This window comes from Prauserella sediminis (genome assembly GCF_014195435.1).
Taxonomy (GTDB): Bacteria; Actinomycetota; Actinomycetes; order Mycobacteriales; family Pseudonocardiaceae; genus Prauserella; species Prauserella salsuginis.
This window is the reverse complement of sequence record NZ_JACIBS010000013.1, coordinates 16,734-40,410: the sequence shown is the minus strand read 5'-3', so window position 1 is coordinate 40,410 and position 23,677 is coordinate 16,734. Positions and strand designations below refer to the sequence as shown.

23 protein-coding genes are annotated in these 23,677 nt (G+C 70.7%); 19 read left to right on the top strand and 4 right to left on the bottom strand.

Annotation, left to right across the window (positions count from 1 at the left end):
* Positions 1–35 precede the first annotated feature (35 nt).
* The 19 genes from FB384_RS25505 (at position 36) to FB384_RS25415 (ending at position 16,763) form a co-directional block, all read left to right on the top strand.
* Positions 36–734 (top strand): SAF domain-containing protein, encoded by a 699-nt coding sequence (locus FB384_RS25505; RefSeq protein WP_183787396.1) that lies wholly within the window; start codon positions 36–38, stop codon positions 732–734.
* Positions 734–1,654 (top strand): carbon monoxide dehydrogenase maturation protein, encoded by a 921-nt coding sequence (locus FB384_RS25500; RefSeq protein ID WP_183787395.1) that lies wholly within the window; start codon positions 734–736, stop codon positions 1,652–1,654. Before FB384_RS25505 ends, FB384_RS25500 begins: the two co-directional genes overlap by 1 nt.
* Positions 1,651–3,036, top strand: coding sequence for a CpaF family protein (locus tag FB384_RS25495; RefSeq protein ID WP_183787394.1), 1,386 nt, complete (start codon positions 1,651–1,653; stop codon positions 3,034–3,036). The genes FB384_RS25500 and FB384_RS25495 overlap by 4 nt, the downstream gene beginning before the upstream one ends.
* Positions 3,033–3,935 carry a type II secretion system F family protein gene (locus tag FB384_RS25490; RefSeq protein WP_183787393.1) on the top strand — a complete coding sequence of 301 codons (903 nt, stop codon included), beginning with the start codon at positions 3,033–3,035 and terminating at the stop codon, positions 3,933–3,935. The genes FB384_RS25495 and FB384_RS25490 overlap by 4 nt, the downstream gene beginning before the upstream one ends.
* Positions 3,932–4,825: a type II secretion system F family protein gene (locus FB384_RS25485; protein ID WP_323985433.1), complete on the top strand. Its 894-nt coding sequence runs from the start codon at positions 3,932–3,934 to the stop codon at positions 4,823–4,825. Before FB384_RS25490 ends, FB384_RS25485 begins: the two co-directional genes overlap by 4 nt.
* Before the next feature lie 56 nt (positions 4,826–4,881).
* The gene (locus FB384_RS25480; protein ID WP_183787391.1) at positions 4,882–5,073 is read left to right on the top strand and encodes a hypothetical protein; all 192 of its coding nucleotides are present in this window, start codon (positions 4,882–4,884) and stop codon (positions 5,071–5,073) included.
* A 1-nt stretch (position 5,074) separates the two neighbouring features.
* On the top strand, positions 5,075–5,539 hold the full coding sequence (locus FB384_RS25475; protein ID WP_183787390.1) for a TadE/TadG family type IV pilus assembly protein: 465 nt from the start codon (positions 5,075–5,077) through the stop codon (positions 5,537–5,539).
* A gap of 27 nt (positions 5,540–5,566) precedes the next feature.
* Positions 5,567–6,466, top strand: a complete 900-nt coding sequence (locus FB384_RS25470) for a hypothetical protein (protein ID WP_183787389.1) — start codon at positions 5,567–5,569, stop codon at positions 6,464–6,466.
* Positions 6,463–6,936, top strand: coding sequence for a TadE/TadG family type IV pilus assembly protein (locus FB384_RS25465; RefSeq protein ID WP_183787388.1), 474 nt, complete (start codon positions 6,463–6,465; stop codon positions 6,934–6,936). The genes FB384_RS25470 and FB384_RS25465 overlap by 4 nt, the downstream gene beginning before the upstream one ends.
* On the top strand, positions 6,933–7,382 hold the full coding sequence (locus FB384_RS25460) for a pilus assembly protein TadG-related protein (protein ID WP_183787387.1): 450 nt from the start codon (positions 6,933–6,935) through the stop codon (positions 7,380–7,382). The genes FB384_RS25465 and FB384_RS25460 overlap by 4 nt, the downstream gene beginning before the upstream one ends.
* Before the next feature lie 39 nt (positions 7,383–7,421).
* Positions 7,422–7,862, top strand: coding sequence for a hypothetical protein (locus tag FB384_RS25455; protein WP_183787386.1), 441 nt, complete (start codon positions 7,422–7,424; stop codon positions 7,860–7,862).
* Positions 7,859–10,672: a BTAD domain-containing putative transcriptional regulator gene (locus FB384_RS25450; protein ID WP_183787385.1), complete on the top strand. Its 2,814-nt coding sequence runs from the start codon at positions 7,859–7,861 to the stop codon at positions 10,670–10,672. The genes FB384_RS25455 and FB384_RS25450 overlap by 4 nt, the downstream gene beginning before the upstream one ends.
* 895 nt (positions 10,673–11,567) lie before the next feature.
* On the top strand, positions 11,568–11,720 hold the full coding sequence (locus FB384_RS25445; protein ID WP_183787384.1) for a hypothetical protein: 153 nt from the start codon (positions 11,568–11,570) through the stop codon (positions 11,718–11,720).
* A gap of 35 nt (positions 11,721–11,755) precedes the next feature.
* Positions 11,756–12,082, top strand: a complete 327-nt coding sequence (locus FB384_RS25440) for a hypothetical protein (RefSeq protein ID WP_228726694.1) — start codon at positions 11,756–11,758, stop codon at positions 12,080–12,082.
* A 74-nt stretch (positions 12,083–12,156) separates the two neighbouring features.
* Positions 12,157–13,323, top strand: coding sequence for an AAA family ATPase (locus FB384_RS25435; RefSeq protein WP_183787383.1), 1,167 nt, complete (start codon positions 12,157–12,159; stop codon positions 13,321–13,323).
* A 39-nt stretch (positions 13,324–13,362) separates the two neighbouring features.
* Complete coding sequence (locus FB384_RS25430; protein WP_183787382.1) at positions 13,363–15,132, top strand: VWA domain-containing protein; 1,770 nt, start codon at positions 13,363–13,365, stop codon at positions 15,130–15,132.
* A 99-nt stretch (positions 15,133–15,231) separates the two neighbouring features.
* Positions 15,232–15,558: a hypothetical protein gene (locus FB384_RS25425; protein ID WP_183787381.1), complete on the top strand. Its 327-nt coding sequence runs from the start codon at positions 15,232–15,234 to the stop codon at positions 15,556–15,558.
* Between the two features lie 80 nt (positions 15,559–15,638).
* On the top strand, positions 15,639–15,821 hold the full coding sequence (locus FB384_RS25420) for a hypothetical protein (RefSeq protein WP_183787380.1): 183 nt from the start codon (positions 15,639–15,641) through the stop codon (positions 15,819–15,821).
* A 204-nt stretch (positions 15,822–16,025) separates the two neighbouring features.
* Positions 16,026–16,763: a hypothetical protein gene (locus FB384_RS25415; protein ID WP_183787379.1), complete on the top strand. Its 738-nt coding sequence runs from the start codon at positions 16,026–16,028 to the stop codon at positions 16,761–16,763.
* A 100-nt stretch (positions 16,764–16,863) separates the two neighbouring features.
* Here the strand turns inward: FB384_RS25415 and FB384_RS25410 are convergent, their stop codons facing one another.
* From FB384_RS25410 to FB384_RS25395, 4 genes are all read right to left on the bottom strand, one after another.
* The gene (locus tag FB384_RS25410) at positions 16,864–17,844 is read right to left on the bottom strand and encodes a C40 family peptidase (protein ID WP_183787408.1); all 981 of its coding nucleotides are present in this window, start codon (positions 17,842–17,844) and stop codon (positions 16,864–16,866) included.
* Between the two features lie 36 nt (positions 17,845–17,880).
* Complete coding sequence (locus FB384_RS25405; RefSeq protein WP_183787378.1) at positions 17,881–18,963, bottom strand: replication-relaxation family protein; 1,083 nt, start codon at positions 18,961–18,963, stop codon at positions 17,881–17,883.
* 109 nt (positions 18,964–19,072) lie between these two features.
* Entirely contained in the window at positions 19,073–21,631 is a 2,559-nt protein-coding gene (locus FB384_RS25400) for a type IV secretory system conjugative DNA transfer family protein (protein WP_183787377.1), read from the bottom strand.
* A gap of 79 nt (positions 21,632–21,710) precedes the next feature.
* On the bottom strand, positions 21,711–23,675 hold the full coding sequence (locus FB384_RS25395; protein ID WP_183787376.1) for a VirB4 family type IV secretion system protein: 1,965 nt from the start codon (positions 23,673–23,675) through the stop codon (positions 21,711–21,713).
* Between the last annotated feature and the right edge of the window lie 2 nt (positions 23,676–23,677).

Genomic DNA, 23,677 nt, shown 5'->3' with positions numbered 1-23,677 from the left:
CGCGGTGCGGACGAGCTATGCCTGGAGAACCCGCGATGACCAGCACGACGACCCCCACGCACGGGGAACACGCGGCGCAGGCCGGAGCCTGGGCCGATCCGTCCGGCACAGCCAGTTACCGGTCTAGGTCCGCGCCGGGTCGGCGCATTCCGCACCTGGTGACCGGGGCGCTGTTGGTCGTGGCCTGTGTGGCCGGCGCGCTGTGGTGGAGCACCGCCGCCGCAGCGCGCACACCGGTGGTAGCGCTGGCCCACCCGGTCACCGTCGGGCAGGTACTGACGCGCGCCGACCTGCGCACTGTCGAGGTGTCCACCGACGCCGACCTCGATCTGATTCCCGCCGATCGCGCCCACAGCCTCGTGGGACGGCCGTTGGCCACGAACCTGCCGGCGGGCGCTCTGCTCAATGGCGAGGTCGTCGGCCCGACCGCCCTGCCGGGCGAGGGCCGTTCGGTGGTCGCCGTCGCCCTCGCGCCCGGCCGATACCCACCGGAACTCGCCGCAGGCCACCCGGTGCGCGTGCTGGTCACCACGTCAGAAGGTGGTCCTGCTGTCACCGAAGGGCCCGAGCCCGGGGCTGCGTGGTCTGCCACCGTACTCAGCCTGGCCCCGGCCGAGACGGACCAGACCACGGTCGTCTCGCTCGAAATGTCGGCCGAACAGGCCGGGCAGCTTGCGCAAGTTCCGGCCGGGCGGATCGCCCTGGTCCTGCAGTCGGGCGGGGGTGATCGCTGATGCTCATCGCCGTGGGCTCGGTCAAAGGCGCACCAGGCGTGACCACTGTGACCACCGCCCTGGCAGCGCTGTGGCCTGAGGCGCAGCACACCCGCCGTCTGGTGGCCGAACTCGATCCCTCCGGTGGGGATCTGGCTGTCCGCTATGGCCTACCCGCCACGCCGGGCTTGGCCAGCTTCGCCGCCGCCACCCGTCGCACCCGCGAGCCTGCGGCCGTGTGGGACCACACCCACCTCGTGGTGGGAGGCAGCCATGTCCTGCCCGCCCCACCGGCTGCCGCTCAGGCCCACGCGGCGCTGACCATTCTGGCCAGCGGACCGGGCCGTTCACTTCTCCGTGGTGCGGCGGCCAACCCCGGCGTGGTGCTGCTCGCGGACTGCGGACGACTCGGCCCGGCCACACCCGCCGAGGCGATCGCTCGCCAGGCCGATGTTCTGCTCCTGGTCAGTGGCACCCGCCCGGACGAGTTGGCGCACACCGCCGCCCGCCTTGGCGAGCTGGCCGCGTGGACCCCGCGGCCCTGCCTGCTACTCACCGGCACCGGCCATTCCACCCGGGACGTTGAACGCGCCCTCGGCATTCCCACGATCGGGCGTCTGCCCCATGACCCGACCGGCGCCGCCGCCCTCACCAGGATCACGCCGCCTGCGCAGCGTCGCCGTGGTTTGGCTCGCCGCATCGCCGCGCTAGCCCGCGCCCTCACCGCCCCGAGCGCTACGCCACGACCGACGCCAGACGGCGGCCTGCCTGCGGCCGTGCCCGGAGTGCCGCCGCAACAGGTGCGGACTGCTGGCCCGAGCCTGCCCGGCCCGCCCTCGCCCTCAGCGCCGGCGTCGCCGCCATCGCCGCCATCGGCGGGAGAGCAGGTCCGTCGCGACGTCCAGCACTCCACCTCGGCCGGACAGGAGCCCCTGTCATGACCTTCATCCACCACACCACCGCTGCGCCGGCCGGGGAGCCTGGCGAGCCGCGTCACCGGTTGCGTGCGCGCTTACGCGAGGCGTTGGCCACCGAGATGCCCGACCGCGTCGAGGCCGCTGGCGAGGGCGCCACCGCCGGCGGCGGGCCGATGCTCCCGAACTCGCGGCGCCGCCACATCGGCCGCGAGATCGTCGAAACCGCCCTGGCGGCCCATAGCGAAGCCGAACTCCTCGCCGGGCGCGCATTGCTCGACTCGGCCACCGAAAGCGTCGTTGTCGAGCAGGTGTTGGACGAGGTGTTCGGACTGGGCCGACTGCAACCACTGCTGGACGACCCATCGGTCGAGACCATCGTGGTCAACCGCTTCGATCGGGTGGTCGTGCACTACGCCGACGGGCGCCGCGCGCCAGCTGCACCCGTGGCCGAGTCCAACGACGAACTCACCGACCTGATCCGCACACTGGCCGCGCGGGCCTCGTCGGAGGAACGCCGGTTCGACCGCGGCTCGCCAGCATTGAACCTACAACTGCCCGGCGGCGAGCGGCTGTTCGCAGTGCTGGGTCTGACCGCCAGCGGGGTCACCGCATGCACGATCCGCCGGCACGGCTATCGCACGACCACCCTCGCCCAGCTGCGCCGGGGAGGCACCCTCGACGGGGAACTGGAACAGTTTTTGCGTGCCCTGGTGCGAGCGCGCAAGAACGTTCTGATCACCGGCGGCACCGGGGCAGGCAAGACCACGCTGCTGCGTGCTCTGGCCTCGGAGATGGACCCGTTCGAGCGGATCGTCACGATCGAAGACGCCTTCGAACTCGGTTTGGACCTCGACCCGTCCCTGCACGCTGACGTGACCGCGTTGCAGGCACGCCAGCCCAACGTCGAAGGCGAGGGTGCGATCGATCAGGCCGAGCTCGTGCGCTGGGGACTGCGCATGTCCCCGGACCGGGTCATCGTCGGCGAGATCCGCGGCGCCGAAGTCATCCCGATGTGCAACGCCATGAGCCAGGGCAACGACGGGTCGATGGCCACGCTGCACGCCTCTAGCTCGAAGATCGCGTTCACGCGCCTGGCCTCCTACGCCGCGCAAGGCCCGGAGCGGTTGTCGCTGGAGGCCACCGCCCTATTGGTGGCCAGTGCCGTGCATTTCGTGGTGCATCTCGACCGTGCCTGCGACCGCACCATCCGCGTGATCGCGTCCATCCGTGAGGTCGTCGATGCCGAGGCCGGGGCGGTGATCTCCAACGAAGTTGCCCGCCGCGGTCCCGATCGGCGCGCCGTCCTCCTGCCCGGCGCCCTGCGCACCGACACCCTCGACGACCTCGTCGCCGTCGGCTACACGCCCGATCGGTGCACCCGAGCCGGCCAGGAGCGGCGGCCATGACCACCGCGGCGAGCGTCCTCATCGCCGCCGGGGTGGGCCTGGGTGTGGCCGGCGGCATCGGACTGATCATCACCGCACTACGCCCCACGACGGTGATTCGACCGCGCCACGACGGGGGATGGGTGCGTCGAGTGCGCGCTGCGGCGGGGCGGCCGGGCGCGGGGATACGCGTGGCCCTGGTCGCCGCGATCGGCGTCCTCTCCGCGGTCGGGACGGGATGGATCGTCGGCGGGGTATTGGCCGCGGCTGCGGTGTGGTTCCTGCCCCGCTTGCTCGGCCCCGATCGCGCTCACGCCCGCCGGCTTGCTCGCATCGAGGCGATCGCCGCGTGGGCAGAGATGCTGCGCGATGTGCTCTCGGCAGCCGCCGGCCTCGAACAGGCGATCCTCGCCACGGCCCCGATCGCCCCGCAGGCGATCCGTCCCGAGATCACTGCCCTGGCCGCGCGACTGGAAAGCGGGGTTCGCCTCGCGCCGGCCCTGCGGCGCCTCGCGCGTGAACTCGACGACCCGACCGCGGACCTGGTGCTGGCCGCGCTGGTGCTGGCCGCCGAGCACCAGGCACGGCACTTGACCGAACTGCTCGGCTCGCTGGCCACCACTGCGCGCGAGCAGGCGGCGATGCGGATGCGCGTGGAGACCGGGCGCGCCCGCACCCGAACCTCGGTACGGGTCATTGTGGCCACCACCGGTGCGTTCGCTGCTGGCGTCGTGGTGTTCAACCGCGCCTACCTCGACGTCTACAACACCCCGGCCGGACAACTCGTGCTCGCCGTGATCGGTGCGAGCTTCGCTGCGGGCTTTGCCTGGCTGGCCCGCATCGGCGGCGGCCGGCGCACGGCGCGCCTTATCGACCTGGAGCCGCCCACCACCGCCGTGGCCGGAGGTGAGCGGCCGTGATGCCGGCGCTGGTGTTCGGCGGCGGCACCGGGCTGGGCCTGTGGCTGCTGCTGGTGTGGGCCGCCCCGGCCCGCCCGCGCCTGAGCGACCAATGGGCACCGCTGGCGCGCCCCGACAGCGCCCCACCGCTGACCGACGCGGCCGAAGCCCCGTGGGTCGCGCGTTGGGGCCGCCACGTCACGCCCGTACTGCGCCGGTTCGGACTCCCCGGGGCGGGCATCGCCGCCGAGCTGCGCATCACCGGCCGCGGCCCCGCGACTCACCTGGCCACCCAGGTACTGCTGGCCGCGGCAGCGTTGCTCACACCCGGACTGGCCGCCGTGTTGCTGGCTCTCACCGGCGCGCCGATCGCGGTCGAGGTCCCGGTGCTGGCCGGTCTCGCCGGCGCGGCTGCCGGCTTCCTCGTGCCCGATCTGCACGTGCGTGGCCGGGCCAGACGGCTGCGCCGCGAGTTCCGGGACGCCCTGTCGGCATACCTGGACCTGGTGTGGATCACTCTGGCCGGCGGAGCCGGCATCGAAGCCGCCCTCGCCGATGCTGCCGACGTCGGTACCGGACCCGCCTTCACCGCGATCCGCCGATCCCTCGGCGCCGCGCACCTGACTCGTACGACCCCGTGGGAGAGCCTGCGCCGCCTTGGCGAGGAACTCGAGATCACCGAACTGTCCGAACTGGCCGCTGCCATCTCCCTGGCCGGTACCGAAGGCGCCCGCGTACGTACCTCACTGGCGGCTAAGGCTCGCGCCCTCCGCACCCACCAGATCACCGACGCCGAGCGCGAGGCTCAAGCCGCCACTGAACGCATGGCCCTGCCGGTGACGCTGTTGTTCGTCGGATTCCTCGGGTTCATCGCCTACCCGGCCGTCCTGAGTGTCCTCAATGGACTTTAGGGATGCGCGCTCGGATTCGTGAATCCGTCGACATGTCAAGGAAGGAAGGTCACATCATGAAGAGTCAGATCCGCGTCGTGTGGGCCCTGATGTGGAGCCGCGCGGCGGTGCTGCGCAGCGATCCCGAGCGTGGCGAGATCACGACCACGGTGATCGTGACCGCTCTGATGGCCATCGCGGCGATCGCCATCATCGGCATCATCGTGGCCAAACTGACCCAGAAGGCCAACTCGATCGACCTCGGCTGACATGACCGCCGCAGGCCGACACCGAACACGCGCCGCCGGGCCGGTGATGCGGGTGCGCGCGGCGGCGCGCGGTGACCGGGGCGAGGTCACTGTGGAGCTGGTGCTCGCGACACCGCTGTTGCTGCTGACGCTCCTGCTGATCATCCAGTTTGCCCTGTGGTCGCACGCCACCCACGTCGCCCAAGCCGCAGCGTCCCAAGCCCTGGCCGCCGCCCGCACCCACCGCGGGACCATCGCCGCCGGACAGGACGCCGGCAGCCACGTGCTCACCGCCCTGGCCCCAGGGCCCCTGCGCGAGGCCGAGCTGACGGTATCCCGCGGTCCGCGCGGGGCGTCGGCGCGCGTGAGCGGCCACGCCACCCCGGTCCTGCCCGGCCTGCACCTGGCCGTCACGGCGGAGGCATCCGGCCCGCGGGAGAGGTTCGTGCCCGACACCTCCACGGCGAAACCGTGGTCAGGGCGGTGAATCCGTGCCATGCCCCAGGAGACGCTGATGCACAGCACCGACGCCACCCCTACGCCCAGTCCGGTGCAGACGGCCCGGTTCGCCGACGGCCCCGATTGCGTGCTGATCAATCCCGACCTCACTCCGCGGGACTGGCGCGCCGCGCGCCTACGTGCGGCGCTGCACCCAGCCACTGTGCTGTGTGGACTCGCCGGTGTTGCGCTGGCTGCGGTGGCGATCCTGGCGGGCGCCGGGACCGGGTTCGTCGGCGCCTCCGCCTGCGCCGCCGGGATTTTGATGGCCGTGACGGCCGTGCTGGTCGGTCGCCGCCGCGCCTGCCGCCCCCTGATCCACGTCGCGGCCACTGCTGAAGGCCGTGCGGCCGGGATGTTCCTGCGCAGTCGCGCGCTCACCAGCGACAAGGCACAGCAGCGCACCGTGCGCAGCCTCATGCAGGCGGTCGCTGAGGTGCACGCCAGCCCGGCACGCCCCTGGCTCGACCCGGCCATGCCCGTCCAGCTGCATCGCGTGGCATGGCACGTCCTCACGTTCCTGCACCGCACGGCCCCCGCCCGTGCCCTGCTGGACGAACTCGCCGGCCTCCACGAACAGGAGCCGGCCGAGATTGCCGCCGCCCGCCGGGCGGTGACTGCCGCCGACGCCGCCCTCGACGACGTCTCCTGCCACGCCCACGCCTGCGCGAGCCTGGTGCGGGCATGGGAGGCCAAGCTACGCCACGCGGACCTCGCCACACGCGCCGCAGCCACCACGGACACGCTGCCGCGCACCGAGGAGCTCGCACTCGCCTGTTCGGCGGCCGCGGAGCTGCCACCGGCGGTGTTCGCCTCGATCACTGCCGCCCGCGATCTCACCAGCGCCGGCGCATTCGTCTGGGAACACCCACCTCACACCTGGCCCTCCAGCAGTACTCGGGGAGGACTCTCATGACTCCCGTCATCACCCGGTCCAGACGCCGTGTCCGGTGGCGTGCCTGGTGGGCCGCCGAGCGCGGATCGGCCACCACCGAAGCCGTACTGATCGCACCTCTCCTGGTGCTGCTCCTGGTGTTTGTCGCCGTGCTCGTGCATCGCGGAGTCGAGGCACGTCTGCGCATCGACGACGTAGCCCACCAAGCCGCCCGCGCCGCTACCTTGCACCGCACCACTCCCGCCGCCGCCACCGCAGCCAGCCAGACCGCCACGGCCGCGCTGGCTCGCGCCGGACTCGTGTGCCGCAACCCCAGCACGCGTCTGTCCGGCCGGCCGGCTCCGGGCCAGACGGTCACCGTGCGCGTGAGCTGCACCGTGGACCTCGGGCAAGCGCTCCTGCTCGGCACGCCGGGCGAGCGCACGTTGTCCTCCACCGCTTCCGAGGTCGTCGACGTTCACCGCTCCCAACCGTCCGGGGCCCGGCCATGAGCGCGGCCGAGCCCCGCGACGGGTGGCCGCGGTGGTGGCGCGAGGAGGCGGGTCAAGTCACCGCCTTCGTCCTCGCCGCCTGCATCGGACTGCTCGCCCTCATCGGGTTGAGCCTGGATGGCGGACTCGCGCTGGCGGCCACCGTCCGCGCGAACGGGCACGCCGAATCCGCCGCCCGCGCCGGAGCGCAAGCCCTCGACCTGGCCACCTACCGCGCGACCGGCGAGGTGCAGATCGACCCGGCCCGTGCGCGGCTGCTGGCCCAGCGCTACCTGGCCAGCGTCGGCGCCACCGGCACCGTCACCACCAGCGGGCGAATCGTCACCGTGGCCGTGTCGGCCACCTACCAGCCGCAACTGCTGTCGCTGGCCGGCATCGACGACATCCACACCCGCGCGCACGCCTCGGCCCAGCCCCACCGAGGAGTCCGCGGCATCGAACCCTGAGAACCCCCGCGCGACCGATGTGAGGAAGGAACACCTGCCATGGTGAATTCACACGACGAGATCACTCGCCGACTCGACGAAGTGGATGCCGCCCGCACGGCCCGCCGCGCCGAGGCGGCCACCACTATCGGCGAACTGGCACGGCGGCACAGCACGGTGTCCGGTCAGCTCGCCGACCTGGAGCGCGAACTGTCCACCGCGGTCGCCAGTGCCGCCGACGTCATCGACATTGCCGAGCTGGCCCAGGTCACCGACGTCCCGGCCGCAGACCTGACGCGGTGGAAAGAAAAGGCCGCCAAACCACGCGGACGGCCCCGCAAACGTCCCGCCACCGATAACGCCCGCACCCGCCGCTCACGGCCACGCCCTTCCCACACCGAAGCCGCATCCACACCACAGACCGCCGAACCGGACAGCCCCGACAGCGGCGGCAGTGACGACACGTACGCGGCATCCCCACCCGCTGCGAGCACCGGATGAGCCGACCACTCCGTCCCCCGCACCGGGCCGGGCTACTCAGCCGCGTCGGGTCGGCAGTGCTCGCCGGGGTCGTGCTGCTCGGACTGCTGGCAGGGGTACCCGGAATGCTGATCGGCGGGGTCGGCTGGCCCCTGCCGGACCACGTGCCCAGCCTCAGCGAACTACGCGCCGTGGTGACGACGCCGATGTCGACCGCCTTCCTGCTCGATGCGCTGGCCTGCGCGGCCTGGGTGATCTGGGCGGTGTTCGCCGTCGACGTCGCCGTGTGCGCCCGTGACGCTGCACGCGGCTCCCGTCGGCCGCCACGCGGACCGCTGCGGCGCGTGGCCGGAGTCCTCGTGGGAGCCCTGTTGGTGACCGTTCTCGGGCGCTCCGCCCTGGCCATGCCGGCCAGCCCGGGCCTACCTGCCGCGACAGTTGGGCCGAGTACGCCCGCAGCCACCGCACCGCCCACGACAAACCAGCCCTTCCACACACCGGCCGACACACGCACCGATGGACTGGAGCGGGTGCGGCCCCCGTCCGAGGGCGTACACGACTCGCTGTGGCGGATCGCCCAGCGACGCCTCGGCGACGGCGACCGCTGGCCCGAAATCTGGGCGCTCAACCGCGGCAGCACCCAGCGCGGACCGCGCGTCTTGACCGACCCGAACCTCATCCACCCCGGAGACCTCCTGCGCCTACCTGCCGACCACACCACCCCGACACGCGACACCACGACCGACGCTGCTGCCCCACCGACGCAGCCCACACCGCCCACCACACCACCACCGTCCGCGACTGCCACACCCACACCCACGCCGGACGGGGCAGCCGACACAACGGAGGAGGATGATCCCTCCGCCGGCGTCGTCACATGGGGCGGCGAAGCATTCGTCGGGCTGGGCCTGGCGGCGGCGGTCAGCGCCCTGCTGCTGCGCGCGCGACGCCGCCACCACGCCCGCTACCGTCCCGGCAGCCTCGAGCGCGGCGACGACCCACCACAAGCTCCGGTGGTCTATCAGCTGCGCCTGTCCCATCTACACGCCCAGCACGACGACCCCCCACCCGTACTCGAACTCGTCCCCGACGACACCGACACCAGCGACACGGCTGTTGTCGACGGCCAGACCCCCGCCCCCTCGAACTCGAACCCGGCAAATCCCCACCCTGCGCGAGTACTGGCGGTGCCCGGACGCCACGTGGTCACCGACGACACCACCGCAGCCGCAGCCCCCGCGCTCCCGGTGGACGTATCCATCGCCGGCCCAGTAGGGGAGAGGGTCACCAGTACCCGAATCGCGCTGGACCTGGCCCGCACCCACGGACTGGGCATGGTCGGACCCGGTGGCGACTCCGCACTCCGCGCGCTGCTGCTCACCCTCCTGGCCCCGCCGACAGGCAGCCCACCCGCGCCGACGGTCCTGATACCGGACGGCGACCTGACCCGTTTGCTCGGCACCACCACCTCGCCCGAGGATGTTCCCGAACCGCTCACGGTCGTAGCCGATCTCGACACCGCGTTGTCCACGCTGGAATCAGCCACCGGCCACGACCGGAGGCCGACCGTTCTGGTTGCCTCGCCACCAGTTCAGACCGCCGCCCAGGCACGGCTCCAACACCTCCTGGACAACCACGCCTCCCGCGGGGTCACGGCGCTCCTGCTCGGCCCATGGCGGCCCGGGGTGACCGCCTACGTCACACCGAACGGCACCATCTCAGCCACCGGCCCCGGCCTCGGCCAGCCCTTGCGCGGCACCCGCGCCCTGCGCCTGCCGCCCGCCGACGCCCGTGACCTCCTCACGTTCCTCGCCCGAACCCACCCGCCTCAAGGAAGCGACCGGACCGCAGAAGCCGAAGACGAGATCTCGCCGCATCTCACCAAGACTGCGTCGGCAGAGGAGGGCCGCGGCGAGTTGGAAATCACCGCGCACCCCACCTCACCAGCCCCGCCGCCGCACCCCGAACCCGACCACCCCGACGCACCGTGCCCGCCCGCCACGAGCCGGGACGGGCCCGCCGGGCCGGATGCGACGCCGCTGCGGTTCACGGTGCTGGGGAGTCCCGCCCTGCACTGGCGATCCCACCCCGAGGGTGCGGAGGAGGACCTCACCGGCCGGTTGAGCGCACGGCCGTTGGAAGTCCTGACCTATCTTGCGGTGCATCCCGACGGAGTCTCGCGCGACCGTCTCGTCGATGCCCTCTGGCCCGAGACCCCGCCCCGCAACCCGGCCAGTGCGATCCGCACCGTCCTGGCCCGGCTCCGCCGAGTCCTGTCCGAGGCCACCGGCGCTACCGCAACCAACCTGATCCTGGCCGAACGCGGCCACTACCGTCTCAACTTCGCCTTGGTTACCGTCGACTACCGGGACTTCGCCGCCGCCGTTGCCCGCCGCCGCTACGCCGCCACCCCCGACGAACGCACCGCCGCGACCGAAGCGATCGTGACCGGCTACACCGGAACCCTGGCCGACGGGCTGGACGCCGAATGGCTCGTCCCCGTCCGCGAAGCCACCCGCCGCGACGCCCTCGACGCCGTGGCAGCACTGGCCCGTGCCCGCGTTGCTGACGACCCATCATCCACATTGGACCTTCTGGAAACCGCCCGAAGTTTCGATCCGCACAACGAACTTCTGTACCGCGACATCATGCGCCTGCAACACACCCTCGGACGCCACACGGCGATCGCCGGCACCCTCACCCTGCTCCGCACCCACCTGGCCGACCTCGACACCACCCCCACTGCAGACACCATCGAACTGGCCCACCGTCTCCAGCAACAGCACACGGGAATCCCCACCCGCGAAACGACCGCCGATCGCCATTCCTGACGGCCATTCCATGACCCGATCGCCACGGCGGCGTACGGAATTTCGAGTCGTCGGAATCGACACCGACGTCGTCGCTCGATATCGCCACAAAGAGACTCGTGTGAACCATCGCGCCCGGTCGGCGGCCGATGCTAGCGTCACGACACATCGCCTCGCATCGGATGGCGTCGACAACGACAGTCGCAGGCGGGTCTGGCTATTTGCGAAAACTGTGACCACATCATTCCGACCTCGTCCTCGCGCATGCTGTCCGAGACATGCTGCACCATCTCAACCAGGTGCGACCGGCCCCGCGCCGTGTCTGAACCCGCCGTCGCGTGCGTCGGGCAGCACACTTCACCGACACCGTGGACGAAACTTGCGCCGCTGCACGCGCCTTTGCACCTGCCACTGCACCCGCCGCCGCGCAATCCGTCTAAAGCGGAACCCCTCACGGCCACTATCGTCACAGCTCAGGGCGCTTCCCGGGGGTTCCAGCGGTGTCCCCGACTCGCTTGGGAACAAGCAGGTCAGCACATCAGGCCGAGCAGGAACGCGAGGCAGGTCGAGGTGGGGGTCGTCGGGGAGTCCAAGCGCGTTGCCCCTGTCTCACCGTTCAATCTTTCTCCTCCTGGCTCATTTCTCATTCTCTATTTATTTGGGTATTTCTATTGTCACCCTTTCGTTGTTCGGTGTGGTGGAAAATGGCCGTCGGTGATCGAATCTGCATTAGTGTAATGTTTAATGTTGCAATCAGTAAACGTGAACGAAATTATTTGAAATTGACCCCGGAAAACTGTTGCGGGGCGCACGGTTTCGGGTTATGTTTGTTGTGTCACCGGGAAAGCCGGAAGCCGCGCAGAATTGTTCGGCCGCACGGTTTAACCATCATCCGAAACCGCGAACGGGGAACGCTATGTGTTATGCCGACATCACCACCCACGCCGACGGCACCGCCACCGCGTTGTGTTACTGCGGGTGGACCGAACAACACGCCAGCGCCGACGCGGCCGGTGCAGCGGCCGCCGCCCACCAGTACGCCACCGAATTCGACGCCGCGGACCACTGACCCACCCAGCCACCGACCGAAAGGGGCCCCACGCCATGAACCACACCCCCGCCCGGGACCCGCACGCGTTGCGCCGCGTGGACCCCGCCGCCGACCCGGCCCCGCTGCCGGACATCGTGACGCGCCGATTCACCGCCCACGGGTGCACCGTCACCGCCGTGATGATCGATCCGGCCGATGCGCAACAACTGTTGTACGGGGCGGTGACGCGGCCCGACGGTCGATTGGTCGGAACGTATTACCCGGCCGACCGGGTGCGCGGTGATCACTGGCGCGTGGTGACCGCCGACGGCGCCCACTACCACGCCACCAGCGAACACCACGCCGTGGAAGCGCTCACCACCGAACTTACCGCCGACTAGCCGTCCCGCGTCCCGCGCCCGTTTCCGTCACCGCTGGACCACACCGCCCCGCCACTTGAAAGGACACCACCGCCATGACCACGCCCACCACGACGACCACGGCACCGACCGGATCGGGCGCCGCGCCCGCTGGCGCGGGTACGGCCGCCCGCTTACGCAACGGCGAACTACGCTGCATGGTCGCCCAGCACCTGGCCCAAGACCCGGGCGCCGCACTGACCCCCGGCCGGATCGCTGCCGCATTGGGCCGGTCATCCGGGGCCGTGGGTAACGCGCTGGCCACCCTGGCCACACGCGGCCAAGCCCAACAAGTCGGCACCAACCCCGTGACCTACCAGGCCACCGACACCACCGGCGACGCGGCGGGCGCCGCAGCCACTACGCGGCAAACCGCCGCAGCGGCTGCCCGCCCCCAGCCCACGGGTGCCGCCGGGTCCGCGATCGTGACCGGCCCCGTTCGGCGACCGAACGGGCAGATGTACCACCCGCGCAAACTGTCGGGCCTGTCGGATGTGACCGCGTTGCGACGGCTACGCGAGGCAGGCGTGCCCGCGTTGATGTACGGACCGCCCGGAACCGGGAAAACGTCGGTCGTGGAAGCCGCGTTCGACGACCTGATCACGGTGCCCGGCGACAGCGACACCGTGACCGACGATTTCGTCGGCTCCTACACCCAAACCCCCGACGGGCGCTACGAATTCGCCTACGGCCCGTTGGTCACGGCCATGCGCGAAGGGCGCGCATTGTTCATCGACGATGCCACGTTGATCCCGCCCACCGTGTTGGCCGTGGTCTATCCCGCCATGGACGGGCGGCGCCAAATCATCCTGAAAACGCACAAGAACGAAGTGATCGACGCTGAGCCCGGTTTCTACGTCGTGGCCGGACACAACCCCGGCGTGCACGGGGCCGTCCTCACCGACGCCCTGTCGTCCCGGTTCGCCGCCCAGATCCACGTTTCCACCGACTACGACCTCGCCGCGCAACTGAAGATCGACAGCAAAGCGGTTCGGGTCGCGCGGAACCTGGCCGCGCGGCTCGAGAAGGGCGAGATCGGGTGGGCGCCGCAACTGCGGGAACTGATCGCGTTCAACCGGATCGCCGAGGTACTGGGCACCGCCGCCGCTGCCGGAAACCTGGTCGGCATCGCACCGGAAGCCGACCGCGACGTGGTCGCCGAGACCGTGCGCAACGTCTTCGGCACCGATGTGGCCCCGCTGTCACTGGGACCGCAGTTCTGACCCCACCCGCTGTACCTCGCAGAAAGGGGCACGCCCGTCATGAGTACCCACATCGCCGCGCCCACCGCGCCACCGACTGCCGTGTTCCCCACCACGCCGGGATGGTTGACCTTGTCGGCCGCGTTCGGCGACGAGGTGCCCGCGATCGCCGACCGCGACGACCTCGTCGTGACCGTGGCGCCCGGGGCCGGACGCGGCGCCCCCGCCTGCTTCGTTCCGGACGTGGCGACGATCGAAGTCGACGGCTCGCACATCGACTCCCACGTCGACCCCGCCACCGTTGCCCCGCACCGCGTCGGTGACCGCAAACGCTACGGAGTCGCGTGGGGACTGCTCACCCACGAGTGCGCGCACGCCAAACATTCCCAATGGCGCGCCCCCACGACCGCACCACCCGGAGCGCGGGCAGCGGCCGAGCTGCTGGAGGAGTCCCGCATCGAGGCCGCCCACCTGCGCAGACGCCCGGCCGACCGGTACTGGCTGCGGGCCAGTGCCACCAACCTCATCCTCGCCGACACCGACGCCACCGCAGGACAAGGTCCGGCCATGACCGCCGACGACGCCGCACGCTGCGCGGCGCTGCTGCTGGCCCGAGTCGATGGTGGCGTGCTCACCACCGCCGAAACCGCCCCGGTGGCCACCGTGATCGACAGCCTTCTCGGCAGTACCACCCGCGAGGCCCTGCGTGAGATCTGGCAGCAGGCCCACACCACGGCCGACGACGACGCCGAGGCCATGATCGAACTCGGCCGACGCTGGTGCGTAGCAATGGGCACCGACCCCCACCAACAACCGCCCACCCCCGGCACATCCACCCCCACGCCCGGGTCGGCCGAGAGCGGCGCCCAGCCCAGTGGCGCGTCCCCGTCGCCGCTGACGGAAGCTGTGGCCGCGACAACCCAGGCGGTGCGCCGCGCCGTGGCCACCGCACCCGCGCCGAGTGATCCGGTCACCCGCAAGCTCGAGGCCCGCGCGGCCGACGACGAGGCCCGTGAGCGGGCCCGGTCCAGCGCCCGCGCCGTATTCAATGGAGGGCGTTCCGCGCGGCGCCGGGGTGCCCCGCTACGTGGCACCCGCACGCCAACCCAGGGTGAACTGAACGCCGCGCGACAGCTGGCCCGCGCCCTGACCACGGCCGGGACCTGCGAACGCACTCCCACCAAAACCCGCTCGGCCGCGCCCCCGGGACGACTGAGCATGCGCGGGGCCATGGCCGCCGATGCTCAACGTGCGGCCGGTGCCATCCCCACCGCCGAACCGTTCACCCGCACAACCCGTACTACCGTGCCCGCCCCGCCGCTGCGTATCGGGATCGCATGCGACGTGTCCGGGTCCATGGCCTCCTTCGCCGAGCCCACCGCGTCGGCCGCATGGATTCTGGCCGAAGCCACCCGCCACACCACCGTCGCAGCCACCAGCGCGGCCGTGATCTTCGGACACACCGTCCGCCCGGTCACCCACCCCGGCACCACACCGCCACACGTCACCGAGTTCGGCACCGGCGACCGGGCCCACCAGATCGACACCGCGATCAGCGCCCTCGACGGTGCCCTTAACCTGGGCCGACCCGACGCTGCGCGTCTGCTGGTGATCATCTCCGATGGGCGCTTCGAAACAGCCACCAAAGCTCCCGCCCAGCGCGACCTCGACCGTCTCCGCGCCAGCGGATGCGGCGTGCTGTGGCTCGAACCCCACACGGGCGGCAACGAGCCCATGCGCGGCGCGACCGTGCACACCCTCACCGACCCGACCACCACCGCCCGCGCGATCGGCCGCGCCGCCACCGCAGCCCTGCGCGCCGCCCACTAGCCCCGCATGCGACGACCGCGTAGCCGCGGCAGCGCGTGTGCGGTCCCTATCCCCACCGGCTGCGCCGCCCGACAGTCACACCGGAAAGGACCCGCAGCCATGATCGACCCACCCGCGCCCGTCTACATCACCCTCGACGACAACACCACCGGTACGCGGCAGCGCTACACCTACATCCGTATCGTGCGCAGCGGCGACCATCGCATCCGAGTACGCATCGATCGCGACACCTACCGCGCCCAATCGAGCGCGACCGCCGAGGTCCTCTCCGAGCATCTGACCGGGACTCACCTCGTCTCGGAAGATCCGAGCACCTGGCACGACCAGACCACCCCACCCGGGCACTGGTCGGTGAACTGCTCCCACGAACTCGCCGACCTCGCCGAACGCCTCCTTATCCGCGCGACGACCGTGCTCAACGGCTAACCGCCATGCGACCCCGCGCCTGCCACCACGACGCCGGACCAGCATCATCCGACCGAAGTCGGCGTCTTACCTGGGCTGTGGTGGCCGTACTGCTACCCGGCCCTTGGACCCCGGTGGTCGTGGCCGCCTACATTCTGCGCCGCACCATCGAACGCATGGGGGACACCGAGTCCCGCCCGCTGCCGGGCGGGACCACGCCGCACCATGCCTGCCCGTGCAGCGATGCCAGGGAACGCCGCAACCCCTACCGCTTGCGCCGGTGACGCGCCCGCACCCACCACAAACCCCACCGTGTCGCATATGTCCACACGAGACACACGTTCGTTGGTGACAGCGTTCTTGACATCAACGCCCGTATCGAGCGTCCATACACGTGTCGCCCACAACGCCGGATGCGCACCGGCGGGCACACACGCCCCGGCCGGGGCATGACCCCCAATCCCAACAACCTACTCAGGGAGTTCGTCATGTCCCACAACACAACCACCCCGCGGCACCTTCGGGTCGTCTCCAACTCCGACCCCGACCCGGCCGCGCTCACCGCCGAAGACAAGGTCCGCGTCGCCTTGGCCGCGAATCCCGGTGCCCGCACCGGCGCCCTGGCCAAGATCGCTGGAGTGGGCCGCTCGACTGCGGCGAGAATCCTCGTCGCTTGGGACCGTGACGGCACTGCCGTGCGTACCCCCGGTGACAGCCCCCAGAATCCCGACACCTGGACCCTGGCATCCACGCTCGACGACAACACCCACGCCGCGCCGCCCGTGCCCGGTGACACGGTGAGCTCTGCGACGTCGACCGCTGGCGCCAGCGACGCGCCCGCTCACGTGTCCGGTCGTGACAACACCCCACGCGACGACGCGGACACCGGCGCTCCTGCGGCCGCGACATCCACACCGGTCGGTGGTGACGTCACCGGTTCGACCGACGCCGCTACCCCGGCGAGCGGCGCCACCGCGGCCACGCCTGCCTCGTCAACGGCGCCGCGGCAGCGACTGGCCAAGGGCGGTCTGCGCGCGCTTGTCGCGGCCTACCTCGCGGACCACCCTGGCGAAAGTTTCGGACCCGCCCGTATCGGTACCGACCTCCAACGCTCAGGCGGTGCAGTCAACAACGCCCTCGAGAAACTGACTGCTGAGGGTTACGCCGTCAAAACCTGCCTCGCACCGAAACGCTTCGCCCTCAACTCCGCACACGTTGGGGAGTGAAGCACCGACGAGTCGGAGTGCCCGGAACGCTAGTCAGATAGCGTCGTGCCCGAACATGCGTCGTTTGTGTTCAGTCGTGGAACGGTAGATCCAATCAGTCCTATTTGGTCGGTCGGGTCGCGCCTGCGTATTCGTCGCCGGGGTAACGGTAGTTGCTGATCTTGACGACCTCGCCGAAGTCGGGGGCGTGGATCATCTTGCCGTTGCCGATGTAAAGGCCGACGTGGTGAATGTGGGCTGGGGTGCCGTAGTGGACGAGGTCTCCGGGGTGGAGTGGTTGTCCGTCCGGGACGAGGGTGCCCGAGTGGTACTGGGTGTGGGCGGTGCGAGGGAGGTCGATGCCTGCCGCGCGGTAGGCGGCCTTGGTCAGGCCGGAGCAATCGAATCCGGAGTGGCCGCCGTCGGGACCGTTTCCTCCCCACACGTAGGGAAGGCCGCGTTGTCCGCAGGCGTAGTTGATCGCGGTACGTGCGGCGGCGGTGGGCGCGTGGATGGTGGCGCAGTTGCCGGTGCCGGTCGTCGCGGAGACAGGCTGACAGCGAACGTCGGTCAAGGCGGCGACGATGGTGCGTGCGGTGGGTTCGTGCTGGGCGTAGGCGTTGGGGAATCCGGAGCGTTGGACGGCTTGCGCGGCGTCGGTGATGCTCATGTCCTGCCAGCCGGGGATGGCTTTGAGATGCGTGTAGAACTGGGTGGCTGCGTAGCTGGGAGTGGTGATCTGCTGCGGGGTTCCCCAACCCATGGACGGGCGTTGTTGGAAGAGGCCGAGGCTGTCGCGGTCGCCGTAGTCGAGGTTGCGGAGGCGGGATTCCTGGAGTGCGGCGGCGATCGCGACTACCCAGCCTCGGCGCGGTACGCCCTGTTGTCGGCCGACCGCGACGATGGTGGCGGCGTGGTCCATTTGCTCACCGCTCAACCCCGCAACCTGTTGGGCCGCTGTGGCGCCGGTGTGACAGCCAGCGGCGTCTGCAGAGGGCTCGGTATTGCCGAGGGCGCCGACGATTCCACCCGCTGCGGCGCCGACGAGGGCGATCACGGCCACGACCAGTACCCCGCCGCTGGTGCCGAGTTTCGTCGCCATCATGGGCATGCGCTCCCTTCGTGGCGGTTGTCGCGTTCAGTGGCGGGGCTGGCGGTTGGGTGTGGCGGGAGGTGGTGTGGGCCGCGGCGGTGGCAGGCGGTAGGGCGAGGCCGTCTGGGGGTCAACGGCGTCGCCGGTGGTGTCGATGTCGGTGGTGGGTGGGGCTAGCGAGGGCCAGGCGCCGGGAAGGTCGGTGAGGGAGTAGCGGGGCCCGGAGCGGTGGGCGTGGGCCGAGGTCAGGGGAAGCCAGACGTCTTGGGCGGGGCTGGGGTGCGGCGCGACCGGGTCGAGCAGGTCGGCAGCGGCGGTGGCGACGGGCACGGCGGCGGGGTGGTCGAGTTCGGCGTGAATGCGGGCGAGTGCGGTGCGCACGCCGGCCTCGCGGCGTGTGGTGGGCAGCCACAGCAGCACGGGGGTCGCGATGCCGGTGGATTCGGCCAGGCGGGCGTAGCCGAGTAGTTTGCGTGCGACTTTGGTCAGTGTTTCGGTGCCGGTGTCGAACTCGAGGAAGAACTCCACGTCGCTGGCGCGCTTGGTGGTGTGGGTGTGCCAGCGGCCGTAGCCGTCGGGGATCACGAGGTCACCGAAGTGGCGGGCGCACCGGGTTTCGGACCACCACGCCGTCAGCTCTATCCGTCCGCTGCCTGGTGGGGTGTGGCGGGTGTGGGCGATCAGTGAGGTGAAGAAGTCGTTGATGCCCGTGGTGTGGGCGAGGCGTTGGTTGTGGGCGATGGCCATGGCCCGGTCGTGGCGGTAGCCGAGTTCGGTTGGCTCGAGGCCGTGTTCGGCGGCCAGAACGGCGGCTCCGGCGGGTCCGAGGACGTAGTGCATGGGGGCCGAGCCGCGTTGCCGGAAGGGCTGGAATCGGCTGACCGCGCGCCACAGGTACAGCTCGCGCAGGCGTTGTCGGGTGGCGCGGCCGGAGGGGAAGGCGGCGTCCTGGATGTGGCTGCTGGTCAGCACTCGGTGCTCGTGCAGCATCGCCAGGATCCATTTGTCGCGGGCGGTCAGCCGCGTGGCGAGCATCGCGTGATGCTCGATTGAGCCCGCCGTCCGCGGGGTGCGACTCTGCGGGCGCGGGGTACGTAGCGCGTGTTGGCGGGTGGGCGTGGTGATCACGACGCGGCTCCCTTGCGTATCAACAGAGTGTGGATACCGGTGTGGGCAGATGACCCGAAGGGTCCAGGCCGATCGGCAGATGGCGCACCACTGGTTGCGGCGGTGAGGCTTACGGCCTGGTGCGGCGGGGATCGGGGGCCGGAGGGCGTTGCCCGCGCGCCGCCGATTGCGAGGGCGCCGCGGGGGCATTCGACGGGGCTGCGGCTGTGTCGGAGCTGGGATCGGGTTCGGTGGGGTTGTGGGCACGGCGTTGGGCTCGGAGGGCGGCGCGGATCGCTCGTGCGCGTCCGGGTACGGGGTCGGGTAGGGAGGTGGTGGCCATGGTGAACGGTTCGGTTTCTTCGCCGCCGACCACCAGGCGGGTCGCGGTGCGATAGACGCCGAGGTGGGACAGGTCGTGGTCGCTCAGGCGCGGCGCGGTGTGGCGCGCGAGTTCACGGGCGTCTTCGGGGCTGGCGGAGAAGAAGATCTTGTTGCGTGCGTTGGTCGAGATGCCCTCTTTGAGCTCGCGGGGAAGTTGGCCGAGGTGTTGGTGGGCCAGGGTCATGCCGACGCGAAATCCGCGGGCTTCGGCGAGCATGTCTTCCAGCGGGTAGGGCAGGTTCAGGAAGTTGTGGCACTCGTCGACAACGAGTGAGGCATCGGGGCGGAGGCGCTGCGGTGTGTGTGCGCGGGCAGTGGTGGCTTGCCAGGCACGCGCCACCACCAGCGAGCCGACCAGTCGCGTGGTTTCCTCGCCGAGCGATCCTTTGGGGATACGCACCAGGCAGATCCCGCCGTCGTCAAGAACGCTACTCATGTCCACTGTGGACCGGCCGCCGGCGATGGCTTCTTTGACGAACGGACGCAAGAGGAAGGCGCGCAGTTTGTTCATCAGCGGGGAGATCACCTGGGAGCGGGACGAATCGGTGAGGTCGTCGTACCACTGCCAGAACCCGGTCAGGACGGGATCGGTCAGGCCGCTGGTGATACGGGATCGGTAGGCCTCGCTCGCGAGTAGTTTCGGTAGGTCGGCCAGGGTGGGTACGCCTTCGGCTGCGCGGAGGGTCAGACAGGCGGCGCGCATCAGGTCATCGGTGCGCGGGCCCCAGAACGCCGAATACACCCGCCGAAACACCGATACGAGGTTGTCGACCTCGCGGTCGGTTTCGCCGCCTTCGAGGGGGTTGAGGATCGGTGGTCGGTGTCGTGAGTCGGCGTCGAAGAGCACCACGCGTGCGGCCGCGTCGAGAGGGATCCGGTTGAGGATGTCCGTGACCAGGTCGCCCTTCGGATCGATGAGGACCATGCCGCGGCCGGTCTCGATGTCGTCGAGGATCATGTTGCCCAGCAGCGTCGATTTGCCCGAGCCGGTGGCGCCGAGGACGTGCACGTGGTGGCGGGCATCGGGCACGTACAGACCCACGGCGCGGGCGTGACCGGTGTCGGAGTGTCCGAGTGGTTTGACCCCGGCGCCGGGTACGGCGACGCCGGGTGGCGGGGCGACGGCTTTGGCTCCGGCGCGTTCGATGCCGGGGATGTCGGCGTCGGCGGGCAGGTGGGCGAGTGCGGCCAGTTCGGGCACCGACAACAGATCACCGGAACCCAGACGCCGCTGGGCCAACACGGCGGCGGCCGAGCGCAACCGGGTGCGGGTGTAGTGGTTGTGCTCGGTGTAGGCGGCGAACGCTGCGGCGAGGGCGTGCGCCCGTCCGCGCGCAGTCTGGTGCGCCTGACGGGCGAGGTCCCCGTCACCGTTGACCTCGCCCGTCAGGTCGCTGATCACGGCGTAGCGGATGGTCGTCTCGTACTGCGGGCCACGGTGTTTGCCGACGATGGCCTTGTTCTGTGCGGAGTATTCAAGTGAGACTTGCGGGTCGGGGCTGATGCGCCGCGTATCGGGCGTGCGCCGTCGGCAGGTGGCGTTCGTACCGGGAGTGAGGGCGTCGAGGAGGGCCGATCTGAACTGCCCGGAACGGCCGTGGTGCACCCGGCGCGCGGCGCGGCGGGCGCGGGCCACGCGTCTGCCCGTGACAGGTCGGGCGAGGATCTGCACGCATGCCCGTTCACCCGGTCCGAGCCCGACGGGGGCGCCGAGGAGGCCGCGGATCGGGTCGGCCTCGAAATCGGTGCGGATCGGCAGGGCTTCGGACCGGCCCAGGCGCAGCGTGCCGGCCACGGTGATCCGGTGGTGGCCGGGTTCGAGTGCGGGAAACGGCGGTGCGGCCGGGTGGGTGCGGGTATGCGCGCCTGGCCATGCAGCCTCGATCGCCCGCTCGACCAGCGCGGGCGGGATGGTTCCGGCGACCCAGAATTGCACCGCCACCCCGTGTTCGGTGAACACGTACTCCATCGCCAGATGGGGTTGTCCGAACCAGAGCCGTCGCCACGTCGGGCGCAGCAGCCCGGCGAGGTTGGACCATAGCGCGGTGCCCCCGCCAGGATCGACGGTCGGTGGGGCGAGCACGGTGACGCACCGGGCATCGGTCTGCAGCCGCGCGCGCAGTCGCCCACGCCGCGCCAGGGTCGCCGCTGTTGCCACGGTTCCGGCCACCGCGACGAACGCCGCGGCCACGAGGCCCCAGCTGCGGGCCCAGTCGCCGAGCGCGGCGAGCATGTCCAGCGCGGTGCCGCCGGGATCGCGCAGGTAATCACCCACCCAGCCACCGGTAGCGATCGACGAAGGCATGGCACAACTCCTCTGGTCAGAAAACAACGGGTGAACACGCACGCGCGGAGATCGCGCCGTTGCTGTTACGCAGCGGGTGTTAGCCAGGTTCGAGGTCGACGTGGGCGGCCGGCTCGTCGTCCTCGTCGAACGGGTTGCCGGCGACCGCCGTGGCCCGTGGCGCCTGGGGCTCGAGGTCGATGTAGGCGTCGGCCAGGCTCGGGTCGATGGCGTCGTCGTGTGCGGCGAGGTGGGCGAGTTCGGCGGGGTCGGTGGTGATCAGGACGTTCTCGGTCGGGGAGGCCACGGTGTGGAAGGCGACCCGGTGGGTGCCGGAGCTGAGGAGTCCTTGGCCCTTTTCGGCTGAGAGGAGGAAGTGGCGTTCACCGGCCGACAGGTCGAAGGTCGTGGCGATCTCGTCGATGGCTTGCGGGGCTTGACGCAACAGCACCTGGGTGGCGGCGTTGGCCACGATCGCCTTGCCGAGTTCACTGCCGAGCACGTCCGCGGTGTCCTGGGTGGCGACGGTGAGTCCGGCCCAGTGTTTGCGCGCGGCTTTGGCCATGCGGAACAGGAATTGGGCGCCTTCGGGCTGTTGCATCAGCTGCCAGGCCTCGTCGACCACGACGAGCCGGGGGCGCCGGTGGGTAGGGTTCGACACGCGCCGCCAGATCGGATCCAGAGCGAGCAGCGTGCCTAAGGGGCGGACCTCGTCAGGTAGGTCGCGCAGGGAGAACACGACCAGATGCCCGTCCGGGGTGGTGGAGGTGGGCCCGTCGAACAGGGCGCTGTAGGCCCCGTCGACCAGCGGGTGTAATTGGGCCGCCAGGTCGGCGGCGACGTGGTCGCCCTCCTCGCCCCGGGCGGCCAGGACCGCGCGCAGATCACGTAGTAGTGGGGCGGGGCGGGTCCACGTGCGCGCCTCGTCGGTGATGCCAGCCTGGCGGTAGGTTTCGGCGATCGCGGTGTCGAGGACGGCCCGCTGCTCGGCGCTGACTGCCGCGCCGAAGGCGACCGCGAGGACGGTGTGCAGAAGCAGCGTCTGTCGCCGCAGCGCGTCGGCGGGCGCGGTGCGGCGCCCGCCCGCGCTGGTGTGGATCGGCAGGTCGAAGGGGTTCAGATGCACGCCCGCGGCGCCCAGATGCACGTAGGTACCGCCGATCTCGGCGGCGAGGCGGGCGTATTCGTCCTCGGGGTCGACGACGAAGGCTTGCACCCCTTCCGCCGCGGCGGGGTCGGCGGCCTCCGGGGCCAGGGTGCGGTAGAGCGAGCGCAGGGTCTCGAGCTTGACGAAGTACGACTTGCCCGCCCCTGACCGTCCGAGCACGACGGTGTTGTAGTTGTCGCAGGCGAAACGGTCCCAGTGCACCAGCCCGGCAGAGCCGATGTTGTACCCGTACAGCACACCGGTCGGTGTGGTGCTGGTCGGGTCGGTCGGCGGCAGATCCGGTGAGGTGAAGGGAAACGCCGCCGCCACGGCGGCGGTGTCGAACGTGCGGGTCAACCCGAGCCCGTCGATCCCGACCGGCAGGGTGGTGACCCAGCCTTGCAATGCCCGGTAGGTGGCCGGTTTGGCATCCAGGAGCAACGAGGCACACAGCGAACGCAACGCGGCGACCTGGTCGGCCAGCGAGTCGGGGTCCGGGGCGTGCACCGTCAGATACAGCCCGAACCGGAACAACCGCCCCTCACCGCGGGCGACGCGCTGCGAGAGATCGGCGGCGTCTTCGGCCGCAGCATCGAGTTCGGGATCGTCGAGCCGGTCGTGCCGGGCGTTGTGACGGCGGGAGGATTCCAGTTTGGCCCGCTGCGTACGGAGCCGGGTGGCGGCGGTGGCCGGGTCGATCGGGCACAGGTGTACCGAGACATCCAAGCGTGCCGGGTAGGTCAGCAAGGGCGCGAGCCAGCCGGGATAGACCTCTTGTGGATACCCGGTGACTCCGAATGAGGCGACGTACTCGTTGCCCACTTCCAGATGGCGGGCGGCCACGGACAACGCATCCGGAGTGAAGACACTGGCCGAGCCCGTCCGCGCAGGTCTGCGGCGATGTGGAGCGTGTGCCATGG